Below are 22,676 nucleotides of genomic sequence, written 5' to 3' on the forward strand. Positions count from 1 at the left end.
TTTTCAGCCTGCTTCCTTTGTTTTTGATTCTTCCGTCTTGTGGTCCAGTACGACCGGCTGTGCTGGGTCGAACAGGATTTCGCGGAGGGTGTGTGCCTTCAACACCGTTGCAAGCTGGTGCTGAATCGCCAGCAAATGGCCTTGAACGCGGCAGTCCTCATCGTGGCTTTCGCACCACGGGCAGGCGTAATTTTTTCCGTCAACACACGCCGCAACGCCCGGCGCGTCGCCCAATGTCTCCATCACATCGTACAGCGTCACCGCTGAAAGAGACTGGGCCAGCTCGTAGCCGCCGTCAGCACCTCGGGTTATGGCGACGATCCTGCCGCCCTCGAGCTTTTTCAAAATTTTGTAGGCGTACTGCCTGGGCACTTTTTCCGCACAGGCGAGCATCGCAACGGTGTGCCTTTTGCCGTCGGAAAGGCCGCGGATCAGCCGCAGGGCGTAGTCCGTCTCTTTTGAAATCAACATCATGTTCTTTTCACTTTCCTCTATACACAATCAATGATTGATCAATCTTTGACGCAAATTTTACATTTTGCTGTCAAAAATCCCTAGTCGTCCATTTTTGTCCATTTTTTATGAACGCATTTTATCACAGGAAATGGGGCACTGCAAATATTTTCAGAAACTCTCTGTCTTGATTTAAGAATCTGGAGGATACTGCTCTATTTTTTATTTATGAATAGGATATTTCCCGGGAAATAACATCAGTCTAGAAAAACAGCAACAAAAAAAGCACGGTGCAAACGCATCGTGCTGAGTTTTCATGGCGGAGAAGGAGAGATTTGAACTCTCGCGCCGCGTGAACGACCTACACCCTTAGCAGGGGCGCCTCTTCAGCCAACTTGAGTACTTCTCCGTACTGCGCTTCAGGATTCTACGCTGATTGTATCAATGAATCTCAAAGCTTTATTCAATTAAAATGGCCGAGAGGGTGGGATTCGAACCCACGTGGGCTTGCACCCAAACGGTTTTCAAGACCGCCTCGTTATGACCGCTTCGATACCTCTCGGAATGCGTCGTCACAGTACGCGACAACTGCATGAAATATTATAACAGGGGCTTTCGCCCCTGTCAATTCTTTTATTTAATCTTTTTAATATTTTTACAATTAAAATTTCAGACTAGCAGACCTTGACGACCCAGTTGAACGGGTCTTCGACAGTGCCGTGCTGGATACCGACTAAGGTGTCGTAAATCTTCTGAGCGTACGGGCCGATTTCGTCGTTGTTGAAGACCATGTCTTCGCCGGCGTAGTTCAGCTTGCCGATTGGCGCGACAACTGCTGCAGTCCCCATACCGAAGACTTCTTCAACCTTGCCTGCGTGGTAGTCGTCCAACAGTTCCTGAATTGGCAGGATCCGTTCTTCAACGGTTTCGCCCCAGCTCTTGAGCAGCTGAATGATGGATTTACGGGTAATCCCTGGCAGGATCGTACCGGTCAGCTTCGGCGTGACGAATTTGCCGTCGATCTTGAACATGATGTTGCAGGAGCCGACTTCTTCGATGTTTTTACGGGTTGCGCCGTCGAGCCACAATGTTTCTTCGTAGCCTTCTTCGTTGGCCTTTTCGGTCGCAGCCAAGGAACCTGCGTAGTTGCCGCCGCATTTCGCTTCGCCAGTCCCACCAGAAACGGTTCTTGCGTAAACCTGTTCGATGTGCATCACAGCCGGTTTCAAGCCGTCTTCGTAGTAAGAGCCGACTGGGCAGAGAATAATGAAGAATTTATAGGTGCTGGATACGTGAACGCCGATGTAGTTTTCCGTCGCGAAAATGAACGGGCGGATGTAAAGTGACGTGCCCGGAGCGGTCGGGATCCAATCCTTTTCGATTTCAACGAGCTTCTTTAACGCTTCGAGCGCAAAATCTTCGTCGATCGGCGGAATGCAGAGGCGCTTAGCTGAGCGGTTCAGACGTGCGAAGTTTTCCTGCGGGCGAAACAACTGAACGTGGCCGTCCGGCGTTTTGTAGGCTTTTGTGCCTTCGAAAACTTCCTGCGCGTAATGGAAAACACAGGCGGAAGGATCCAGGCTGATCGGACCGTAGGGTTCGATTGTCGCATTGTGCCAGCCATTTTCTGGATCGTAATCCATTGTGAACATATAATCCGTGAAGATGCGGCCGAAAGGCAGATTGCTCTGATCCGGCTTTTCTTTCAGGGTTTTCGCTTTGACAAACTTGATATCCATTTATTTCTCCTCATCTATCAACCGCCGTCACGCGATTGGTCATTTGTTAACAATAGTATTATTTTAACAATCATGTATACAATCTACAAGACATTTATTGTACTTTTTCTGATACAATTTTAATTTGAACGTCACCGCGCTTTTTGATACACTACCTTTTATGAAACAAAGGATCAAACACACAACTTCTTCAACGACTTTTCCCGCGCCGCCGGACGGCGCAGCTGACGCACTGCTCACCTGGTTTTCTGAAAACAAACGCGATCTCCCTTTTAGACGCCCCGCGCGCACAACCCGAGCCGACCCATACCGCGTCTGGATTTCTGAGATCATGGCCCAGCAGACCCAAATCGACACGCTGATTCCCTACTTCGAGCGCTTTATCTCCACCCTCCCGACGCTAGACGACCTGGCCAGTGCCAATGAGGAGACCGTCCTTAAGCTCTGGGAGGGCCTCGGCTATTATTCCAGAGCCCGCAACCTGCGCAAGGCTGCCATTCAAATTCAGGCCCTCGGGCATTTTCCTGACACGGCTGAGGCGCTCGCGAAGCTGCCGGGCATCGGCCCCTATACCGCCGGCGCCATCGCGTCCCTCGCCTTTAATCAAAGGGCCACCGCGGTTGACGGCAACGTCCTGAGGGTTGCCGCCCGGCTGATGGACAGCCCGGCTGATACGGCGCTGCCCGCCGTGCGCAAGTCGGTCTCGGCCTGGCTCTTAACCTGGATGCCGGAGAACCGGCCCGGCGATTTCAACGAAGCCCTGATGGAGCTCGGCGCACTCGTCTGCACGCCGAAATCCCCATCCTGTCTGATCTGCCCGTGGCGGGACATCTGCCTGTCTCTAAAAAACGGCACGGTCGACAAGCGGCCGGTCAAATCAAAACGAACGAAGCACCGGACCGAAAAAATCGCCGCCGCGGTCGTCACCGATTCAGCCGGCCGGCTCTTGATTCACCGACGTCCGAAAACTGGACTGCTCGCCGGCCTGTGGGAGCTGCCGAACGTGACCGCGGCCAATAAAAAAGAAGGCGCGGGCGCCATTAAAAAATACCTCGAAGCTCAGCTCGGCGTTCTTGTGTCTGACCCTGCCTTCTTAAAAAACGACCGTCACGTCTTCACCCACATCACCTGGCAGATTGCTGTTTACCGTTTCTCGCTGGCGGCGGACGTCACCCCAAAGGCCGACGACTGGGTGTTCGCCGACCGAAACGATCTCGAACAACGCTATCCGCTGCCGACCGCCTTTTCCAAGCTGCTTTCTTGACGCAAAAAATCCGAAGGACCGTCATTTTTGGCCCTTCGGATTTTTGATTGCCGCATTTTAGTCGAGCTTGTACAGCCGCCCCGGTTTTCTCGGAAGATCCGCAGGCGCATCGTCGCGGTAACCGACCACGCAGTGGCCGATCCCTTCGTAATCTCCTTCGATGCCGAGGGCCTTCAAGATCGCCTTGCCTTCAGGCTGTTCAAATTCCTGCTTCGCCCGGTGAATCCAGCACGCGCCGAGGCCAAGGCCTTCGGCCGCCGTCAGCATGTTGCCGATGACGAGGGCGCCGTCGTACATGTAGGTCGGCGCCAATTTGTCCGCCAGCACTACATAGACCACCGGTGCGCCGTAAAACGGATCGCTGTCCACGCCCATGATGTCCGCATTCAGCTTGGACAGCGTGTCGCGGATCGCCTTGTTGCGGATCTGGATGATGATCGCCGGCTGACGGTTACGACCCGAGGCCGCGTTGAGCCCCGCCGCTGAAATCTGATCCAGCAGGCCGTCCGGCACGGCATCCGGTTTGAATTTTCTGCAGCTGCGCCGTTCGAGCAGCGCTTTCATTGCCATGTTTTCCATATTCTATACCCTCCTCAAATTTTCAAAGCTTTCGCTTGTGTATCCTTATAAATCGCGGCTGACCTCATTGCTCCAGTCGGAGTAGTAGCGCTTGCCGCCAATCTTAATGTAGGCGCGCACCTTGCCCTTGACGGTACAGCCCGAATCGTTGACGTAGACCGCCACCGATGTAGTCTGATCGTTCCAGTTTGCCGGCCGCACCGCTTCAGTGTCGTCGTCCTTGGTCTTCGTGATCTCGACCTCGTAGCCATCTGCGCCATCCACCGCGTTCCACGAGAAACTGATGCCGTCCATATCCTGAATCTTGGTATCCTGCCAATCCTGTGCCTTTGGCGCCGGGAGAGCCGAAACGGTGTAAACGCCGTTGAGCACCGTGCCCTTTCTGCCGGACGCGTTGTAGGCCACCACGCGGATCGTCGTCGTGCCCGGCGGCAGCTCGATCGCCTTGGTGTATAAGGTAGACTTTTTCGTCGGCGCCTTGCCGTCTGTCGTGTAGTACAGCGTATCGGTTTTTCGCCCCGCCTTGATCGTGAGCTTAAAGCCAATGTCGTAGCTGCCCGGATCCGAGGCGAAGCTCGGCCGGCTGACCAGCAGCGTTTTTTTAAGCTTGAGCATGTCGGCGTCGCCCGTTGCTTGGGCCGCCTTGTCGATGAGCTTCGAAACGGTCGAATTGCTGCGTCCCTCACTGATGTATAGATCGATCAGCTCGCGGTACAGCCGTTTCAAATCACGCTTATCTGACGCCGCTTTGATGCCGTGGTTGACGATTTTTTCGCCGAGCGAAAGCTCGCCGATTTTCTGTGCCGCCTGTCCGCCGGCAATGGCCGTGCGGCGGTCGATATTTGCGGCGATTGCGACCTGGGTTAACAGGGTCTTCGCGTCGCTGTCCTTGTTTTGAGCCGCCGCGGATTTCGCCCGCAGTGCCTTGCCGTAATTCGTATCCTCACGGCTCTTAGCCTGGGCGAGATACTTGTCAGCCGTCTCCGTCTGGCCCTTCGCCAGCGCAGCCGCTGCCAAACCTTCGTAGCCCTCGACGCGCCGGCTGTTCATTTTCACCGCCTCGCGGAAGGACGTCTGGGCCGCCGTGTACGCCTTTTGATCCAGGTTGCGGTTGCCGACGTCAATCGCGGATTCGTACTGATGATTCTGAAACAACAGCGCCGCCGCACCGACGCCGCCGGCGATCAAAATCAGCACCACGATCACCAGCGTCACCTTGATCCGGCCCGAGGACGGCCGGCGCTTGGCCGGCTTCGAGACCGGCCTCTGTTTGCGGGTCCGCGGCTTTGCTTTAGTTTCAGTTTTGACGGGATGACCGCATCGGGGACAAAATCGCATCCCCGACTCCAGCGGCGCCCCGCACTTACTGCATTTCATTTTTCTTTATCTCCATTGCTTTTCTCTTTATTTTAGCATTTTATGTCCTTTAGGGCAACGGCACGCAGGCGCGGACAAAGGCCTCGAAGACGGCCAGGCTCTTGGGATCCTTCTCGAAGGCGCATTCCGGATGCCACTGTACGCCGAGAAGAAAAGCCCGGTTCGGATCGCTGACGCTCTCGACCACACCGTCCTCGGACACCGCCTGGACGATTAGGTCAGCCCCCACATCCTTCACCGCCTGATGGTGAATCGAGTTGACCGCGTAGGTACCCGCGCCGACGACACCGCTTAAAAAGGTGTCCGGCAGGACTTCGACCGTGTGGATTGGCACGTCGTAGGGCGGGTGCTGATGGTGTTCGGTGTCTGTCGGGTGTTCCGTCGGCAGATCCTGGTACAGATTGCCGCCGTAGAGCACGTTAAAAAGCTGAATGCCGCGGCAGATGCCGAGGACGGGTCTGTCCGCCGCCGCCGCGCCGTAAAACAGCGCCACGCTCATCCGGTCCAGCGGCTCGCAGGTTTCGTCCGCATCGGTCAGGCGCGGTTCGTTGTAATAGGACGGCGTCACGTCCTGACCGCCCGGAAAGAGAAAGCCGTCGCAGGTCTTCACGAAATCCTTCAGGATCCCTTCGTCCTCGGTGTAGGGCAGCATCACCGGAATGCCCCCGGCCGCGAGAAGGCCGTTCATGTACCCGGGCAGCATCCAATAGCTCCTCCGCTGTTGGTCCACCAATGGCAGAATACCGATTTTTGGTTGCTTCATCGTTTAACCTCGTATGCTATAATAAAATTATTCTTATTATAAACAAAAATAAATGAAAAAAACGGCGGTGAATGAAATTCCCCATTATTTACCTATTTTTTACTGTAATCCGCTGTAAATTTTATATTTCTCCATTATATTGTTAAATTGAAAAATTGTGACAATTTAATTCTATTTGAATTTAGAAAGAGAGTACACTATGCCAAATGAAAATCTAACCGCCACTCCGGCAGCCCAGCCCGCGAGCCCCTACGACTACATGCAGAACCGCGAACTGTCCTGGCTGAATTTCAACGACCGCGTCTTGAGTGAAGCGCAGGACCCGTCGGTCCCGCTTCTCGAACGCCTCCGCTTCGTTCAGATCTTTGTCTCAAATCTCGACGAATTTTTCCGCGTCCGCGTCGGCTCACTGATCGATATGGTGCCTGCCGGCGACGCCTACCACGACAGCAAAACCGGCTGGACTGCCGACGAACAGCTCCAGCACATTTACCGCGCGGCCAGAACCCTCTGCACCAAAAAGGATCGGGTCTACTTCCACCTCGAACACAAGCTGCGCCACCAGGATATCTGGCATCTGTCTTACGACGAACTGACCGACGACGAACAGGAATACATCGAACAGCATTTCCAGAATCATATCCTGCCGCTGCTCTCGCCGCTGATCATCGACGCCCACCATCCGTTCCCGCACCTGCAGAACAAAAAAATCGAAATCGGCGTCGTCCTGAAGGATCAAGCGGAACGTAAGGTCTTCGCGATTATCCCAATTCCCGACAGCCTGCCTGACGTGATCTACCTGCCGTCCCGCCACGCACTGCGCTACATCTCCACCGAAGACGTGGTCTGCGATTACGCGGATATCATCTTCGACACCTACACCATCGTCGAAAAGGTCAAGATGTCGATCACGCGCAACGCCGACATCCATGCCGACGACGAAGATTTCGAAGTCAACGACGATTTCCGAACCGTGATGCGCGATATGCTCAAGCGCCGCAAGCGCCTGGCACCCCTTCGCCTGGAATTGTCCAATACCGTCAGCGACGAATGCTACGATTTCTTGAAAAAGAAGCTGCGCCTAGCCGACGCACAGATTTTCTACGTCAAATCGCCGATGCGTCTGGGCTACGCCTACCCGATCGCTGACAAGCTCAACGACGAACAAAAGGCCGACCTGCTCTACGCGCCGTTCTCACCGCAGATTCCGTCTTCGGTGAATATGAAACGCAAAATGGAGCCGCAAATCAAGGATCACGACATTCTGCTGTCCTTCCCCTACGATTCGATGGACCCCTTCGTGAAAATGGTCTCCGAAGCGGCGGACGATCCGTCGGTGCGCTCCATCGCCATCACGATTTACAGATTATCCTCGAAGAGCAAGCTGGTCGAAGCGATCTGCCGCGCTGCCGAAAACGGCAAAAACGTCACCACCCTGATCGAGCTCCGGGCCCGCTTCGACGAACAGAACAACATCGACTGGTCCGAACGGCTGGAAAACGCCGGCTGCACCGTCATCTACGGGACGCCGGGCTTCAAGGTCCACTCGAAAATCTGCCTGATCACCCGGGAAAGAAACGGCGAAATCACCTACCAGACCCAAATCGGCACGGGCAACTACAACGAAAAGACGGCGACCCTCTACACCGATTTGTCGCTGCTGACCGCCAATCAGGACATCGGGCTGGACGCCATGCATTTCTTCCAGAACATGGGGCTTGAAAAGCTCAACGCCAAGTACAACAAGCTGATCGTCTCGCCGTCTACTCTGAAATCGACGGTGCTGAAGCTGATGGACGAACAGATCGCCCTCGGCGATGAAGGCGAAATGTTCTTCAAGCTCAATTCCCTGACCGACGTGGACATCATCCGCAAGCTCAAGGAAGCCTCCTGCGCCGGCGTGAAGATCCACATGATTATCCGCGGCATCTGCTGCATCGTGCCTGGCATCCCGGGCGTCACCGAAAACATCAACGTGCGCAGCGTGGTCGGGCGTTACCTCGAACACTCTCGGATCTACCGTTTCGGCACCGGTGACAGTCAGAAAATGTACATCGCCTCAGCCGATTTCATGACCCGCAACACCGAACGCCGTGTCGAAGTCGGCGCGCCGATCCTCGACCCGAAGATCCGCGAAAAAATTAACCACATCGTCGACATCATGCTGCACGACACATCGAAGGCGCGCATCCTCGGGCCAGACAAGCTTTATCACCCGATCACAGACGCCAAGGGCGCGCCGCTGCCACCGTACAATTGCCAGGAAGCGCAAGCCAAAGAGGCCATCGCGAACAGCTTTCCCGTTCAGAAGAGCAGAACGCCCGACGCCTCCGAAAAACCCAAGCATAAGCCGTCTTTCTTCTCAAGACTCTTCCGGCACGACAATTAAACCTAATCCCAGATTCGATTCAAAAGGCCAGACGATTTTTAAACCGTCTGGCTTTTTTTGCGAAAAAAATACAGCAGCTTGTTCAAAGCTGCTGCAGTTTTGATTCCCAAAATTATTGATTGTCGATATCGAGTTCCTTTAAATACTTCTTGAACCGATCGCCGACCCCAGGCATGCGCAGCCCGTATTCGACGGTCGCTTCGAGGAAGCCGAGCTTATCGCCGACATCGTAGCGGCGCCCCGCAAAATCGTAAGCGATCATCTTCTGACGATGGGCCAATTTTCTCAGCGCGTCCGTCAGCTGAATTTCGCCGCCGGCGCCCCGGCCGGTGTGTTCGAGAATTTCAAAAATGTCCGGCGTGATGATGTAGCGCCCCAAAATCGCCAAATCGCTCGGCGCTTCGTCAATGGCCGGCTTTTCGACCAAATCATCGACGGCAAATTCGTAATCGTTGATAGCCTTTCCCGAAACGATGCCGTATTTATCGACTTGATCCTTCGGCACACGCTGCACCCCAATGACCGATGCCTGATGTTTATTGTAGACGTTGATCATCTGCTTGAGGGCTGGGTTTTCTTTGTTGTAGACAATATCATCCCCCAGCACCACTGCGAAAGGTTCATCCCCGACAAATTCCTTGGCGCAGAGCACGGCGTGGCCGAGGCCCTTGGCTTCGCCCTGACGAATGGTGTAGATGTTGGCCATATTGGTGATATCTTCCACCATCTGCAGCTCAGCGTTCTTGCCCTTCATTCTCAGGTTGAATTCCAATTCCGGCACGTGGTCAAAATGGTTGATGATGATTTCCTTGTTGCGGCCGGTGATGATCAAAATGTCGGTAATGCCCGACGCGACGATTTCTTCGACGATATACTGAATGGTCGGTTTATCGACGATCGGCAGAATTTCCTTCGGCACCGATTTGGTCACCGGCAAAAACCGCGTGCCCAGACCAGCCGCCGGAATGACCGCCTTTTTAACTTCTTTTGTCATAATGTTCTCCTATATTGATCTCATCCAAATTCTGTGAAAATGCTTCACAAGTCTGTATATAAGTATAACGGCTTTACCGCTAATCTTCAAGTTTTTCGAACACGCCGACCGGCTTTAAGCCGAGGGCTGCGATCCGATTCCGGTCGAGCCGCGCCGTGACGTCGACGATCTGACGCCCCACCATGCGCTTCGCGAGCGCCGGCGTCAAAATCCGGCCCATCCCCGGCCACGCGCCGAGCACGACGACCAGCTCCGCGCCTTTCGTCGCCTCGGCGCAGCTTTCGCAGAAGGTAAAGGCGTCTCGGGTGCGGAACAGCCGCCACTTGGCCTGATCCATGCCCCAGGGCAGGTAAAGAGCGAAGGGCTTCACGCCCTCAAGCTGTCGGTCTTCAAAGGGCGCCGCTATGGCTTTGAGCAGTTCCACAGCCGGCGTCTCCCGCAAATCGTCGGTTCCCGGGACGTTGGACAGCCCCAGCACCGCAATTTTCCCGCCGTGTGCTGTGATCTTTTGAACAGGCGGCAGCAGCCACGCCTTCATTTTTTCGAAATGCGCCGTATTGGCGGCCTGAAAGGCGTCGATTAACGACCGTTCCTCTTGTTTTTCAAAGGCCGATAAATTGTTAAGCTCCTGGCTCAGGCGCCGGCCCCCTGCGCCGGCAGATAAGCCTAAGCCCGCTCTGCGGCGACCGCTTTCTCCTTTGGCGAGGATTTCTAAGACCTTCTGCCCCGACGCGCCGCAGTCCGCGGCGACGTCCTGCCAGTAGTTGGCCAGCACCTGTTCAAAGGCAGTCCGTGCCGCGTCCGATACCGCCGCCGCTTCCGCGTCCTCCGGCGTGCAGTAGATTCGGCGGCTGCCGTCCGGATCCATCACGTCGAGCACAGCCTCCGTCGGCTGGTACCTGCCGTCTGCCCCGACGACGATCGGCGCATCCCGGCGCATGGCCTTCAGCATGGCTCCGTCGTCGTAAAGCTCGGGCAGCGCGATGACGTGAACCGCCGCGGTGTCCTCGCGGTCCGCTGCTGCGTCGTCCGCGGCGCGCTGCAGCGCGCGGATGCCCCCCGGCGGCAATGTCGCCTTGACGGCGAGCACGGTTTCCTCTGGGCATTGGTAGACCGCCTGGCGCACCACCGACTCGATCAGCCTGAGAGACGGGCTGCCATCTTCACCGGCCGGCGTCATGCCGCACAATGTGATAAACCGGCAGGTTTTAAAAATGCGCCGCGGCTGGGTCAAAATGGTCACCCCGCCGGATGTGATCTGTGCCGCGATGGCGTCCTCCAATCCCGGCTCTACACCTGGCAGTGTCATCTCCTCCTGAATGCCCTCGGCCATATCTTCGTCCGGGTCCGTCGCCAAAACGGCGAGTCCCATTTCCGCCTGAACTGCGGCCCAGGCCAATCCCGTCACCGTCAGACCGATCACGCCGACCGTCATACGGTTGTCTTCTTTTATATCGCTGTTTGCGTTCCAATTCGTGTTCATCATGATGCTATTATAGCAAAGATACGCATTCTCAAAAAATAAAAAACTGTTCCGATTTTTACAATTTTTTGTCGGGCTTCAACGTTATCATAATGGCATCAAATCAAACAGATCAAGACAAAGGCGTCGATCACCAATACGGTGACGGCGCCTTTTTTGATTGATGGAGGCAAACATGAAATTTTCAAGAGTTGAAATCGTCACAGACAATGCGAAATTGGAAACCTTGCTGAGTGCAGTCGGACAGTACGGCATCTCCGGTATCACTGTTTATCAGGTTTTGGGATGCGGCGTTCAGTACGGCTCTAAGGAATTTGAAGGGGGCGTGAAAGAAACCCCGACCCTGCTGCCGAAGCAGGTGGCCATGGTCGTCATGCCGACGGATCAGGTCGACGCCTTTTTGAAATTCGTCAGCGAAGAATTGTACACCGGCCACATCGGCGACGGTAAAATTTTCGTTTCAGACATTCAGGAAATCATGCGTGTGCGCACCGGCGAAGTTGGTATCGAGGCGTTAGAACCCCAGAAGCACTAAGCACCGTTTTCTTAAATTCAATGTATTGATAAAAAAGGAAGTGAATCCTCTTGGCTGCTAACAAAAAACTCGGCATGGGCAGCGTCGTCGCCACCGGCGTCGGTCTGATCGTCGCCACAAGCTGTCTGCTCTCTCTCGGGCAGGGCTCCTCGGCAATCGGGACCACCTTTATCATCTCGATGGTGATCGCCTGTGCCATTAACATTCTATTCGCTTTATCGGTTTCGGAGCTCAATTCGCTGATGCCTAACATCACCGGCGGGCTGCCGCAGTACACCCTCGCGAGCATGGGCCCCTTCGTCACCATCGTCATCATGGTGGGCGGGTATCTGGCCTGCAACACGATGGTCAGCTCGGCGGAATGTGCGATGTTCGGCAACACCATTCAAAGCGTTTTCCCCCAGGCCGGCATTCCGGCTTCAGTCTACTGCGTCATCCTCGTCGCGATTTTGATCCTCATCAATTTAAACGGCGTCGATATTTTCGCAAAGGTTCAGGACTTCGTCGCCTACGCGCTGATCGTCTCGCTTTTGATTCTCGGCGTCCTCGGCACGATTAAAGTCGGCACCGGCACCCCAATCACCCAGCCCGCGGTCCTCTCCTCGAAGTTCTCGGACATCACCGGTCTCTGCGGCTTGGCCTTTTTCCTGTTCATCGGGTGCGAATACGTCATTCCGATCGGGGATAAGATCGACAACCCGCGCCGGAAAATTCCGGCTGGCATGGTCATCTCCCTGCTTCTGGTGCTGACCTTCCAGATTTTCATGTGCATCGGCTTCAGCCACTACACCCCGTGGGCACAGCTCGGCAAGAGCACAACGCCTCACGTGCTTTACGGCACCCTGCTTTTAGGCCCGGTCGGCACGTACTGGATGGCGATTGTCTCAGTGCTCGCCGTCGTCTCTTCAGTCAACACCGTCATCTCCTCTCTGGCCTACATCGCCGCAGGGATGGCCAAAATCGGACTGCTCCCTGAAATTTTCAACAAGACGAACAAGAAGGGCGCACCGGTCGCCGGTATCCTCCTCTTTGGCGGGATCATCCTCGTCATCAACGCCGTCGGCCTGTCCACCTCTTCTTCACTGTCGTTCTTGATTCTCTGCGGATGCGCGTTCTGGATGCTGTCCTATATCGTCACCCATATCAACGTGCTCATCTTCAGGAAACGCCTGCCCAACGCACCGCGCAAGTTCAAGGTGCCGGGCGGCCCGATCATTCCGGTGCTCGGCGCTATCGGCATGGGCTGGATGTTCTGGAATATTTCTTCCGATCCGGCAGAACGGACGTTGATTTACATCGTCTGCCTGATCATGGTCGCCGTCTTGAGCGTCTACGCGGTCCTGTGGATTAAAAAGGTCATGCACCGCCCGCTGTTCAAGCCCTTCCCGATGGAAGAAGTCATGGCGATGGACAACGACCTCTACTCGGTCTACCACGACCCGAAAACCGGCAGGCTGCGCGCCAATATCGCCCGCGGCGGCGTGACACCGCTTGGCGAAAGCGAATCGTAACCCCAAACCTGTGCAATTGATTTAGAGATAAATATAAAATTTAGGATTTTGAAAGGACATAAAAAATGAGTTACCCAAAAATTGATTTTCTGTATTTAAGTGAACCGGATATGTTAAAAGCAGGCGTCGATGACGTCGTGGCCTGCACCGACTGCATGGAAGACCTGCTCAAGCTGCTCGACAAAGGCGACTACCGCATGGGCGGCGAAAACGGCAACTCCCACGGCTGCATGGTCACCTTCCCGGACGAGCCGCAGTTCCCAGGCATGCCGAAAAACGGTCCTGACCGCCGCTTCATGGCGATGCCGGCCTACGTCGGCGGACCTTTCCAGGTCGCTGGTGAAAAATGGTACGGCTCCAACACCGCCAACAGAGAAAAAGGCATTCCGCGCTCAATCCTGATGGTCATGCTCAACGACAAGGATACCGGCGAACCGCTGGCCTTGATGTCCGGCAACCTGATCTCCGCTTACAGAACCGCCGCGATTCCAGGCGTCGGTGTGAAACATTTAGCCCTTGAAGACGCCAAGGTGCTCGGCGTTGTCGGCCCTGGGGTTATCAACCGCGCCACCATCGAAACCTTCGCGGCCCTGCGTCCATCTCTCGAAATCCTGAAAATCAAAGGCCGCGGCCAAGCGTCCATCGACCGCTGCATCGAATACGTCAACAAAAAAATGCCGGGACGCTTCAAAGACATCATCGTCTGTGATACCCTCGAAGAATGTGTTCGGGATTCCGATATCGTCAGCTTCTGCACCAGCATCACCGGCGGCGATCCGGCCAATTATCCGCACGTCGAAACCGAATGGATCAAACCTGGCGCCTTGTTCACCTGCCCGATGGCCGGCGACTTCAGCGACGACATCATCGAAGACCCGAATACCAAGCTGGTCGTCGACAACTCCGGACTCTACGAAGCCTGGGCGGAAGAATATCCGTACCCGACCTACAACACCATCGCCATTCCGGGGAGCAAATTCACCGACATGATCCACGACGGAAAAATCGAAGCCTCCAGAATCGAAGACCTCGGCGGCATTTTAAACGGCCGCTTCCCAGGCAGAAAGGACGACAAGCAGGTCATCATCTACTCCATCGGCGGGATGCCAATTGAAGACGTCGCCTGGGGCAAGGTGCTTTACGACAGAGCCGTTGAAAAAGGCATCGGCGTGAAGCTCAATCTCTGGGACAGCCCGTACTTCTATTGATCCTAAGGATCTCTCCTTTAATCTTTATTGAAAACATCCATTTACTGACTTCTTCACAAAAGACTCCTGAGGACAGTTCCTGCCTTCAGGACTCTTTTATCTATATTAGAAACAGAGGAACACATGAGTACAAGATTAACCACCCACCCGATTTTAGGGACGTACGAAAAGGGCCCTAAAGTCAATTTCACTTACGACGGCAAACCGATGACCGGTTACGAAGGTGAGCCGATTGCGATGGCGCTCAAGGTAGCCGGCGTCATGGTCCACCGCTACACCTCCAAAAAGCACAGCCCGCGGGGTATTTTCTGCGCGATCGGCCGCTGCACCGACTGCGTCATGATCGTTGACGGACAGCCCAACGTCCGCACCTGTATGACCCCGCTGAAAGCCGGCATGACCGTCCAGACCCAATACGGCGTCTCGGCTGAACCCTTTCCAGAATTGGAGGAAAAAGCATGAAACGTGTTGATTTAATCGTCATCGGCGCAGGCCCAGCCGGGCTTTCCGCCGCCATCGAAGCCTCCAGCCGGGGGCTCTCCACCGTCGTTTTCGACGAAAACGCCCGTCCTGGCGGCCAGCTCTTTAAACAGATTCACAAATTCTTCGGCTCAAAGGAACACAAGGCGAAAATCCGCGGCTTCCGCATCGGCCAGACCCTTCTCGACGAAGCGGGCAAGGCCGGCGTCGACGTCGTCCTGAACGCGACCGTCATGGGCATTTACATGGAAAAGGAAGTCGTCGTGAGAATCGGCGAAGCCATCGAACACATCAAGGCCGACGCGATCATCGTCGCGACCGGTGCCTCTGAAAACATGGTCACTTTCAAGGGATGGACCCTCCCCGGCGTCATCGGCGCGGGCGCGGCCCAGACCATGATGAACCTCCACGGCGTCAAGCCCGGCAACCGCATTCTGATGCTCGGCACCGGGAACGTCGGCCTGGTCGTCTCCTTCCAGCTGCTGCAGGCCGGATGCGAAGTCGTCGCGCTGGCTGACGCCGCGCCGTCTGTCGGCGGCTACGGCGTCCACGCGTCCAAGGTCGCCAGAACCGGCGTACCCTTCTACCTGTCCCACACCATCGTCGAGGCTGAAGGCGACGATCACGTCACCGGCGTCACCATCGCCGAAGTGGACAGCCACTTCAACTTCATTCCCGGAACGGAAAAACATTTCGACGTCGACACGATCTGCGTCGCAGTTGGCCTTTCGCCAATGAGCCAGCTGCTCAAAATGGCCGGCTGCAAAATGGAGGACAATCCGAAACGCGGCGGTCAGGTGCCGATTATCGACGCCCACGGTGCCACTTCTGTCCCCGGCATTTTCGCCGCAGGGGATGTGGCCGGTATCGAAGAAGCCAGCTCGGCGATGATCGAAGGCCGCCAGGCCGGACTCTACGCCGCTGAATACCTCGGCTACATTGAGGATGCCGACTTCTCAGAAGGCGAAGACGAACTGGATGCGGCCCTCTCAGGTCTGCGCCAGGGCATGTTCGCGCCGGGCAATAAAGGCAAGCGCATCGAAAAGACCGACGAAGGCATTCCGGTTTCCGATTCACTGCTGCACCACGGATTCGTTGCCGACGACGAAATCGAACGCTTCCCAGGCGTGACCCACAGACCCGGCGTCCACCCGGTCATCGAGTGCATCCAGAACATTCCGTGCAACCCGTGCCAGGATGCCTGCCCGAAAAAATGCATCGAAGTCGGCGAAAAAATCACGACGCTGCCCCACATCAACGAAGACAACCCGTGTGTGAACTGCGGCATGTGCGTCGCGTCCTGCCCGGGCCAGGCGATCTTCCTGATCGACGAAGACTGCGGAGACGGCACGGCGGAAATCACCCTGCCTTACGAATTCCTGCCGGTTCCTGAAAAGGGCGCGGTCGGCAAAGCGCTTTCGCGAAAGGGCGAACCGATCTGCGACGCGACGGTCGTCAACCTGCGCACCGCCAAAGCCTTCGATCAGACCACACTGTTAACGATGAAGGTGCCAAAGGCCTACGCGATGAAAGCGCGGTTTTTCAAAGCTGAATAGAAACGAGAATGAACCATGAGTGAAAATAAACAACCATTAACCACATTAAGCGACCGCTGTGCGGATATCGGTCCCTTTGTCCCGGCGCCGGACGACGACATGATCGTCTGCCGCTGTGAAGAAGTCACAAAGGGTGAAATTCGGAAGGCCGTCCACGCGGGCCTCTGGACCATCGCGGAAATCCGCCGCTACCTGCGCTGCGGCATGGGGCTCTGCCAGGGCCAAACCTGCAGCAAACTGGTGAAGGGCATTGTCGCCAGAGAACTGGGCGTCTCCCCGGCCCTGCTCGAACCGGCCACATCGAGAGCGCCGATGCGCCCGACTGAAATGCAGGTCATCGCCACAGAAAGCGAGGTAAACTTCTAATGAAAACAACAGCAGACGTGATCGTGGTCGGTGCCGGCATCATCGGCAACGCCATCGCGTATTACACCGCAAAAAAAGGCCATTCGGTCATCGTATTGGAAAAAAGTGCCATTGTCGGCAACGGCGGATCCAGCCGTAACGGCGGCGGGGTCCGCCAGTCTGGCCGAGACGCGAGAGAACTGCCCCTGGCCATGTACGGCATCGAAAATCTCTGGCCGGGCCTGTCCGACGAACTGGGCTACGACGTCGAATACGTCAAAAAAGGCAATCTCCGACTCGGGAAAACCCCGGCACACTTGAAAATTCTCGAAGGCTTGGCCAAGGTTGGACAGAGCTGCGGCCTCGACATGCGGATGATCGACGGCAAGGAAGTGCAGGCCATCAACCCCTACATGTCCGACGAAGTCGTCGGCGCGAGCTGGTGCCCCACCGACGGCCACGCCAACCCGCTGAAGGCGACCCTCGCCTTTTACATGAAGTCGAGGGAACTCGGCGTGCAGTTCTACACTGAAACAAGCGTCACGGGACTGAAGAAAAAGGCCGGCAAGCTGAAAATCGTCGAAACAGATAAGGGCGTCTTCGAAGGGGATACCATTATTTTGGCCTGCGGCCTTGGCGCCCGCCCCATCGCGAGCCAAGTCGGCATCGACATTCCAATGAGCTCTGTGCTCCTCGAAGCGCTGGTCACCGAACAGGAACCGGACATGTTCCCACAGATGCTCGGGACGGCAGAAGCTGACTTTTACGGCCATCAAACCGCCCACGGCTCCTTCGTCTTCGGCGGCTCCTCCGGCCTCGAAGCGGTGAACAGCGACAACGGCACACCGGTGACCCATTCGATCACGGCGCCGTGTATCTGCCGCGGGATCATCAAATACATGCCCCGGCTCGCCAACGCGAAAATTGTACGGACCTGGGCCGGCTGGATGGACCACATGGTCGACGGCGTGCCGGTCATCGACTGCATCGACGAAGTGCCGGGCTTGATTCTGGCCTGCGGCTTCAGCGGCCACGGCTTCGGCATCGCGCCGGCTGTCGGCATGACGGTGTCCGAACTGGTCGAAGGACCGGACACGACGGTCGACATCTCCGGCCTGACCTACGACCGATTTAAAGCAAAGGCATAAAGAAAAACGTGAAAAATAATCGACTCGATTTGAAATCAGCAAAATTTAACAATTAATGAATTTGCTCTCGTAATTGCTGTTGACGATCTGATCCCGGTATTTCTTCGGGGTCAGACCCGTCGCGGATTTAAAGTAGCGGGTCATCTGTGACTGGTCATAATACCCGCAGAGCTGCGCCAGGTCCACCATTTTGATCGATCTGCCGTGGGTCAGCTGGGACAGCGTATTTTGAAAGCGGATCGCCTGGCTGAACTGCTTCGGGCTGATGCCCATCGTTTGGCTGAAAACTTTATCGATGTAGCGCGTGCTGTACTGCATGTGAGCCGCCAGCTCGTCCATGCGGATGCAGCCCTTTGACTTGACGATCCATTGAATGACTGCGTCTACGAAAAGCTTCTGGGCCACGTCCTTTTCTGCATCGACGTGGTAGTGCATCGCCTGAAGCAGAATATCCGTGCGCATGCCCATGAAATGGCTCTGGATTAAATCTTCTTCCAGCTTTCGATCGGTGATGCAGTCGTCGAGGGGCACAACCTGATCGCAGAAATCCCGAAATTTCCCGTCGATAAAGGGCGGCAGCACACCGGGATCGAAGCGGATGCCGAAGTAAAAATGTCCCGGCTCCGTCTCTAACACGTTGTGGCTGGGCACGGGCCCCAACACGAGCGCGCGGACATCATTTTGATAAAAATCAAATTGAATGTCGATCGAACCGTCCGGCACCCCAGTGGTTCTGCACCGCGAGGGATCGGGAGTATAGGCGTAGGTTTGGGTAATCCCCGCCTGATGCACCCGACGGACAAAATAGGTATCGGTGCTCAGTGCAAAAAATGGCTGAATGGCCATACAATCATCCTCTCTAGAACGCAAAATAAAAAAGAACGCAAGGGCAGAATTAACGCGCCCTTGCGTTCTTTTGATATTATAGTGGATTTTGCTTCACTTTGCAAATCCTTTAAAAATTACGAACGGCTGTATTTTTCTTCAATCGCGGAAATTTTGTCCAGCCGTCTTTGGTGGCGTCCGCCTTCAAATTCGGTGGTCAGCCAAACCCGGAGGATGTCCTTGGCCAGCTCGTCGCCGACCACACGGGCTCCCAGCGCCAGCACGTTGGCGTTGTTGTGCTTGCGGGTCATCATCGCCATGTATTCGTTGGTACAGAGCGCCGCGCGCACCCCTGGCACCTTGTTCGCCGAAATGCTGATGCCGATGCCGGTACCGCAGATGACAATTCCGCGGTCAGCCTGTCCGGAGACGACGGTTTCGCCGACCTTCTGGCCGTAATCCGGATAGTCCACCGAATCCGTGCTGTCGCAGCCACAGTCGATGACTTCGACCTGATATTGATTCTTCAATTCTTCGATGAACTTCTGTTTGAGCTCGTATCCGCCGTGATCCGATCCAATCGCAATTTTCATGTTACTTTCTCCAATCGTGAATTTGTTCTTTTTCTATTTTATCATATTTTCACAATTCTGAACGTATTGGTTTTTATTTTGACATAAGTAAACATTATTCGGTTTGGAAGTCTGGATCGTGGGATTGATCCGGTTCTTTTTCGATGGCGTCGATCATCGCCATGTCTTCCGGCGCGATTTCAAAATCGAACAGCTTCGTGTTTTCTGCGATATGCTGAGGATTTGAGGCCTTCGGCAGCGGAATAACGCGATGCTGCAGCGCCCACCTGAGGATCAGCTGCGCCGGCGTGACGCCGTAGCGGCTCGCCCGTTCGACGATGAGGGGACTGCCCACAATCGTCCCCTTTCCCAGCGGGCGCCAGCCTTCAATCATGATGTCGTGGCCCATGCAGAAATCAGTGGTAGCCTGCTGGTCGAGCCCCGGATGGAATTGGATTTGATCCACCATCGGAATCACTTCGGTGTCCATCAGCGCCTTCAGATGCGCCGGTTTAAAATTGGAGACGCCGATCGCCCGGACACGTCCCGATTTGTACAGCTCGATCAGCGCCTTCCAGGTGTCGACGTTGACTGCTTCCCACTGGTCAGAGAGCGCGGGCACCATCGGCCAGTGAATCAAATACAAGTCGAGCACGTCGAGCTTCAAATCGGCCATGGTCTGATCGAAGGCCCGCATCGTGTTGTCGTAGCCCCGATTGGTCTTCCAGACCTTACTCGTGATGAACAAGTCATCCCGATCCAGTTCGTATTTGTCCAGCGCGCGGCGGATGCCTTCGCCCACGTGAACCTCATTATGATAAAAAGCCGCGCCGTCGATCAAGCGGTAGCCTGCGCCGACCGCCGCGTCAATGGCCTCGACCGCGCGCGCGTCGTCAGGGATTTGGTAGGTGCCAAATCCCAGGCAGGGAATCGCTGTGCCGTTTCTCAACGGTACGCGGTCCGATGCACTTTTAAGCTGCATGATGATCCTCCTTATAAAATACTCGTTAGATTGTCTTTATTGTACCTTAATTATCTTAAGGCTGTACAGTTTTTTGCGGCCGATTGACGATGTAAATGCCCAGCGACACGCAGACCAGCGCCAGCAGCGCCGGCCAGCCGAGGGCCTGATTTTTTTCGCCAAGGAGCCACGCCGAAAGAAACACCCCGGCCACAGGCGTGACAAAGAAGTAAATCTGCACCTTGGAGACCGGGTTGTGCGCCAACAGCAGCGCCCACAGCCCGTAGGCCACCGCCGACACAAAGGCCAGATAGATCAGCACGGCGATCCCTTGAACATTCAGGGCGCCGAAACGGCCGCCTAAAATTAAGCCCGCGGCCGTCAAAATCAAACCGCCGAAAAAGAACTGCCAGCCGCTGAGCAGGTAAGGTTCTTCCCGGCCGCCGAACTGCCGGAGCAGCGCTGCCGAAACCGACGAGGCGATCGTCGAGAGAATCATGAAGCCATCGCCAAGCAGCGAAAAGGGCTCGCCCGTGTGCAGGCCCGAAAGGTTGACGAGCAGGATGCCGAAAAAGCCGAGGGCGCAGCCGGCGAGCTTCCGCGCGGTGAGCCGCTCCTGCCTGAAAATCAGGCACGCCACGAGAATGGCCCAAAAGGTGCCGGTACCGTTAATGATCGAGCCCCGCACCCCAGACAAATGCCCGAGGCTGATGTAAAACAGCGTGTACTGTAGGATCGTCTGAAACAGAGCGAGCCAGGCCACACAAGGCCAGGCGCTCCGCTTCGGCCAAAAGGGCCCTTTGAAAATCGCCCTGCCGATGAGCACCGTTAAAATGCCCGCGAGGGTGAAGCGCAGACCGGCGAACAAAATCTGGTCAGCGGTGCCGCCGATCGAAAGAAAGCGGTAGCCGAGCTTGATCATCGAAAAGGCCGAGCCCCAGAGCAGGCAGCTGACGAGGGCCAGGCCGAACACGACCGGCCCTCGGGTCAGCGGATCCTTGGAATTGCTTGATTGTGCCACATTGTCCTCTTTTCTATACTTCTCTTTTCCATACTTATCATTCAAATCCTTTGCAGATTTCTATTTTACACGCATGGCCGCGTGTCCTTGTGCTAAAATGGTTGCGGTCTTATTTTAACATTTTTAATTACAGAAAGGAAATTGTGTAATGGAAAACAATAAAACTGAAAAAATGAACCCGACCCGTCAGCTCGTCTACGCGGCCGTGTTCATTGCTTTGTCCTTTGTCGGCGCCAATATCAAGATCATGGGCTCCATCGCTTTCGATTCCCTGCCGGCCTTCATCTCCGTGCTAGTCCTCGGCGCGCCCTGGGGCTTTGCCATCGGCTTTCTGGCCCACATCCTGACAGCCGCAACCTCCGGCTTCCCGCTGACGCTGCCAGTTCACCTGATCAACGGTGTGATGATGGGTGTCACGATGGTCGCCTTTTACTGGAGCGTCAAACTGCTGCTTGACCACCACGTCAACAGCATCGTCGCCTACGTCGTCGGCTGTGTCGTCGCGGTGATTTTCAACGTGCCGATTGCGCTGCTCGCGACTTCCCCATTGATGACGTTCAAGGTCGCGATGGCCCTCGTGCCGGTGCTGATTCCCGCGGCCTTCGCCAACGTCATCATCGCCTGCGTGATTTACCGCTTCCTGCCGAAGCGCATGCAGCGGCTGACGCCTCCGGGGAAATAAGATGACAGGTCATGTCTTCCGCTACCGGGATTTGTGCATGACGCCCATCCCCGGCGGCACCATCGTGCTCGCCGCGGACAGCTGCGCCTCCACCGGCGAAAAGCCGAACGACACGCTGAAATGCCCGCCCTATCACTGCGGCCGCGTTTCAGCGCGGGTCGTATTATTCGAGCTGCTCTGCATCGGAGCCGACGTGCTGATGCTCGCTGACGGCGTCTGCAGCGAAATGGACCCGACCGGCCGCGGCATCATCGAGGGCTTTCACGACGAGATGAAGCTCGCGGGCCTCTCGCCGGAACAGCTCACCGGCTCAACCGAAGAAAACTTCCCCACATCGATGACCGGCGTGGGGACGGCCGCCGTCGGTTATTTCCCGGGAAATTTTGAGCCGCCGGTTTGTGGCGTGGGCGACCTTCTCGTCAGCGTCGGCAAGCCCGCCGTCGGCCTCGCTTTCCTCCATCAGGACGCACCGATTGCCACCTACGACATGATCAAAACCCTCTCTAAGGATTCTGACGTCCACGAGCTGGTGCCGGTGGGTTCCCACGGCATCGCCTGGGAAGCCAAGAACACCGCGGCACTGCATCACCTGACCGCTGAACTCGACGAAAACAGCGGAATTGATTTGAATCAATCCGGCGGGCCGTCGTCGTGCATCTTAGCCGTCATGACCGATTCGGCGTTTGCGCGCCACAAGGATCAGATGATTTTGACTCCTGTCGGTCATTTTGTTTAATTTTGGCCATCAAAAAAGTCAGCCTTCTCGGCTGACTTTTTTTGATGCAGCTTAA

22 protein-coding genes and 2 tRNA genes are annotated in these 22,676 nt (G+C 55.7%); 11 read left to right on the plus strand and 13 right to left on the minus strand.

Going from position 1 to position 22,676, the window contains the following annotated elements:
- Positions 1–3: 3 nt before the first annotated feature.
- From QZX60_RS06615 to QZX60_RS06630, 4 genes are all read right to left on the minus strand, one after another.
- Positions 4–471 (minus strand): Rrf2 family transcriptional regulator, encoded by a 468-nt coding sequence (locus tag QZX60_RS06615; protein WP_295362703.1) that lies wholly within the window; start codon positions 469–471, stop codon positions 4–6.
- A 299-nt stretch (positions 472–770) separates the two neighbouring features.
- A tRNA-Ser gene (locus tag QZX60_RS06620) sits at positions 771–862 on the minus strand.
- A gap of 64 nt (positions 863–926) precedes the next feature.
- A tRNA-Ser gene (locus tag QZX60_RS06625) sits at positions 927–1,015 on the minus strand.
- Positions 1,016–1,127: 112 nt separating this feature from the next.
- The gene (locus tag QZX60_RS06630) at positions 1,128–2,192 is read right to left on the minus strand and encodes a branched-chain amino acid aminotransferase (protein ID WP_295362706.1); all 1,065 of its coding nucleotides are present in this window, start codon (positions 2,190–2,192) and stop codon (positions 1,128–1,130) included.
- 160 nt (positions 2,193–2,352) lie between these two features.
- On the opposite strand from QZX60_RS06630, the gene mutY reads away from it, so the two are divergent.
- Entirely contained in the window at positions 2,353–3,456 is a 1,104-nt protein-coding gene (gene mutY, locus QZX60_RS06635) for an A/G-specific adenine glycosylase (RefSeq protein ID WP_295362710.1), read from the plus strand.
- A gap of 57 nt (positions 3,457–3,513) precedes the next feature.
- On the opposite strand, the gene QZX60_RS06640 is transcribed toward mutY, so the two are convergent.
- Genes QZX60_RS06640 through QZX60_RS06650 form a run of 3 tightly spaced genes read right to left on the minus strand, consistent with a single transcriptional unit; the run spans position 3,514 to position 6,175 of the window.
- Entirely contained in the window at positions 3,514–4,035 is a 522-nt protein-coding gene (locus QZX60_RS06640) for a nitroreductase (RefSeq protein ID WP_295362713.1), read from the minus strand.
- Between the two features lie 45 nt (positions 4,036–4,080).
- A complete protein-coding gene (locus tag QZX60_RS06645) occupies positions 4,081–5,412 on the minus strand; it encodes a chitobiase/beta-hexosaminidase C-terminal domain-containing protein (RefSeq protein ID WP_295362716.1) in 1,332 nt (443 codons plus the stop codon).
- 49 nt (positions 5,413–5,461) lie between these two features.
- Positions 5,462–6,175, minus strand: coding sequence for a gamma-glutamyl-gamma-aminobutyrate hydrolase family protein (locus tag QZX60_RS06650; RefSeq protein ID WP_295362718.1), 714 nt, complete (start codon positions 6,173–6,175; stop codon positions 5,462–5,464).
- 199 nt (positions 6,176–6,374) lie between these two features.
- Here QZX60_RS06650 and ppk1 point away from each other — a divergent pair, with 199 nt between their 5' ends.
- Positions 6,375–8,564: a polyphosphate kinase 1 gene (gene ppk1 / locus QZX60_RS06655; RefSeq protein ID WP_295362723.1), complete on the plus strand. Its 2,190-nt coding sequence runs from the start codon at positions 6,375–6,377 to the stop codon at positions 8,562–8,564.
- Between the two features lie 112 nt (positions 8,565–8,676).
- Here the strand turns inward: ppk1 and galU are convergent, their stop codons facing one another.
- Both galU and QZX60_RS06665 read right to left on the minus strand, forming a co-directional pair.
- Positions 8,677–9,558 carry a UTP--glucose-1-phosphate uridylyltransferase GalU gene (galU, locus tag QZX60_RS06660; protein ID WP_295362725.1) on the minus strand — a complete coding sequence of 294 codons (882 nt, stop codon included), beginning with the start codon at positions 9,556–9,558 and terminating at the stop codon, positions 8,677–8,679.
- A gap of 79 nt (positions 9,559–9,637) precedes the next feature.
- On the minus strand, positions 9,638–11,044 hold the full coding sequence (locus QZX60_RS06665; protein WP_295362727.1) for a UDP binding domain-containing protein: 1,407 nt from the start codon (positions 11,042–11,044) through the stop codon (positions 9,638–9,640).
- Positions 11,045–11,216: 172 nt separating this feature from the next.
- Here QZX60_RS06665 and QZX60_RS06670 point away from each other — a divergent pair, with 172 nt between their 5' ends.
- From QZX60_RS06670 to QZX60_RS06700, 7 genes are all read left to right on the plus strand, one after another.
- Positions 11,217–11,576 carry a P-II family nitrogen regulator gene (locus QZX60_RS06670; RefSeq protein WP_295362729.1) on the plus strand — a complete coding sequence of 120 codons (360 nt, stop codon included), beginning with the start codon at positions 11,217–11,219 and terminating at the stop codon, positions 11,574–11,576.
- 50 nt (positions 11,577–11,626) lie between these two features.
- Complete coding sequence (locus QZX60_RS06675; RefSeq protein ID WP_295362731.1) at positions 11,627–13,087, plus strand: APC family permease; 1,461 nt, start codon at positions 11,627–11,629, stop codon at positions 13,085–13,087.
- A gap of 65 nt (positions 13,088–13,152) precedes the next feature.
- A complete protein-coding gene (locus QZX60_RS06680; RefSeq protein WP_295362733.1) occupies positions 13,153–14,295 on the plus strand; it encodes a tyramine oxidase subunit B in 1,143 nt (380 codons plus the stop codon).
- Between the two features lie 123 nt (positions 14,296–14,418).
- Positions 14,419–14,757 carry a (2Fe-2S)-binding protein gene (locus QZX60_RS06685; protein WP_295362737.1) on the plus strand — a complete coding sequence of 113 codons (339 nt, stop codon included), beginning with the start codon at positions 14,419–14,421 and terminating at the stop codon, positions 14,755–14,757.
- Positions 14,754–16,331 (plus strand): FAD-dependent oxidoreductase, encoded by a 1,578-nt coding sequence (locus QZX60_RS06690; RefSeq protein WP_295362739.1) that lies wholly within the window; start codon positions 14,754–14,756, stop codon positions 16,329–16,331. Before QZX60_RS06685 ends, QZX60_RS06690 begins: the two co-directional genes overlap by 4 nt.
- A 15-nt stretch (positions 16,332–16,346) precedes the next feature.
- The gene (locus QZX60_RS06695; RefSeq protein WP_295362742.1) at positions 16,347–16,697 is read left to right on the plus strand and encodes a (2Fe-2S)-binding protein; all 351 of its coding nucleotides are present in this window, start codon (positions 16,347–16,349) and stop codon (positions 16,695–16,697) included.
- Entirely contained in the window at positions 16,697–17,824 is a 1,128-nt protein-coding gene (locus QZX60_RS06700) for an FAD-binding oxidoreductase (protein WP_295362745.1), read from the plus strand. Before QZX60_RS06695 ends, QZX60_RS06700 begins: the two co-directional genes overlap by 1 nt.
- 45 nt (positions 17,825–17,869) lie before the next feature.
- On the opposite strand, the gene QZX60_RS06705 is transcribed toward QZX60_RS06700, so the two are convergent.
- The 4 genes from QZX60_RS06705 to QZX60_RS06720 form a co-directional block, all read right to left on the minus strand.
- Positions 17,870–18,670, minus strand: a complete 801-nt coding sequence (locus QZX60_RS06705; protein WP_295362747.1) for a helix-turn-helix domain-containing protein — start codon at positions 18,668–18,670, stop codon at positions 17,870–17,872.
- 116 nt (positions 18,671–18,786) lie between these two features.
- The gene (gene rpiB / locus QZX60_RS06710; protein WP_295362750.1) at positions 18,787–19,242 is read right to left on the minus strand and encodes a ribose 5-phosphate isomerase B; all 456 of its coding nucleotides are present in this window, start codon (positions 19,240–19,242) and stop codon (positions 18,787–18,789) included.
- A gap of 94 nt (positions 19,243–19,336) precedes the next feature.
- Positions 19,337–20,203, minus strand: coding sequence for an aldo/keto reductase (locus QZX60_RS06715; protein ID WP_295362753.1), 867 nt, complete (start codon positions 20,201–20,203; stop codon positions 19,337–19,339).
- A gap of 55 nt (positions 20,204–20,258) precedes the next feature.
- Positions 20,259–21,203 (minus strand): DMT family transporter, encoded by a 945-nt coding sequence (locus QZX60_RS06720; RefSeq protein WP_295362757.1) that lies wholly within the window; start codon positions 21,201–21,203, stop codon positions 20,259–20,261.
- 148 nt (positions 21,204–21,351) lie between these two features.
- Here QZX60_RS06720 and QZX60_RS06725 point away from each other — a divergent pair, with 148 nt between their 5' ends.
- Together QZX60_RS06725 and QZX60_RS06730 are read left to right on the plus strand one after the other, a co-directional pair.
- Positions 21,352–21,885, plus strand: coding sequence for an ECF transporter S component (locus tag QZX60_RS06725; protein ID WP_295362759.1), 534 nt, complete (start codon positions 21,352–21,354; stop codon positions 21,883–21,885).
- Position 21,886: 1 nt separating this feature from the next.
- The gene (locus QZX60_RS06730) at positions 21,887–22,621 is read left to right on the plus strand and encodes an alpha-ribazole-5-phosphate synthase (protein WP_295362762.1); all 735 of its coding nucleotides are present in this window, start codon (positions 21,887–21,889) and stop codon (positions 22,619–22,621) included.
- The last annotated feature ends 55 nt before the right edge of the window (positions 22,622–22,676 follow it).

The organism is uncultured Pseudoramibacter sp., assembly GCF_903789625.1.
GTDB classification, from domain to species: domain Bacteria; phylum Bacillota; class Clostridia; order Eubacteriales; family Eubacteriaceae; genus Pseudoramibacter; species Pseudoramibacter fermentans.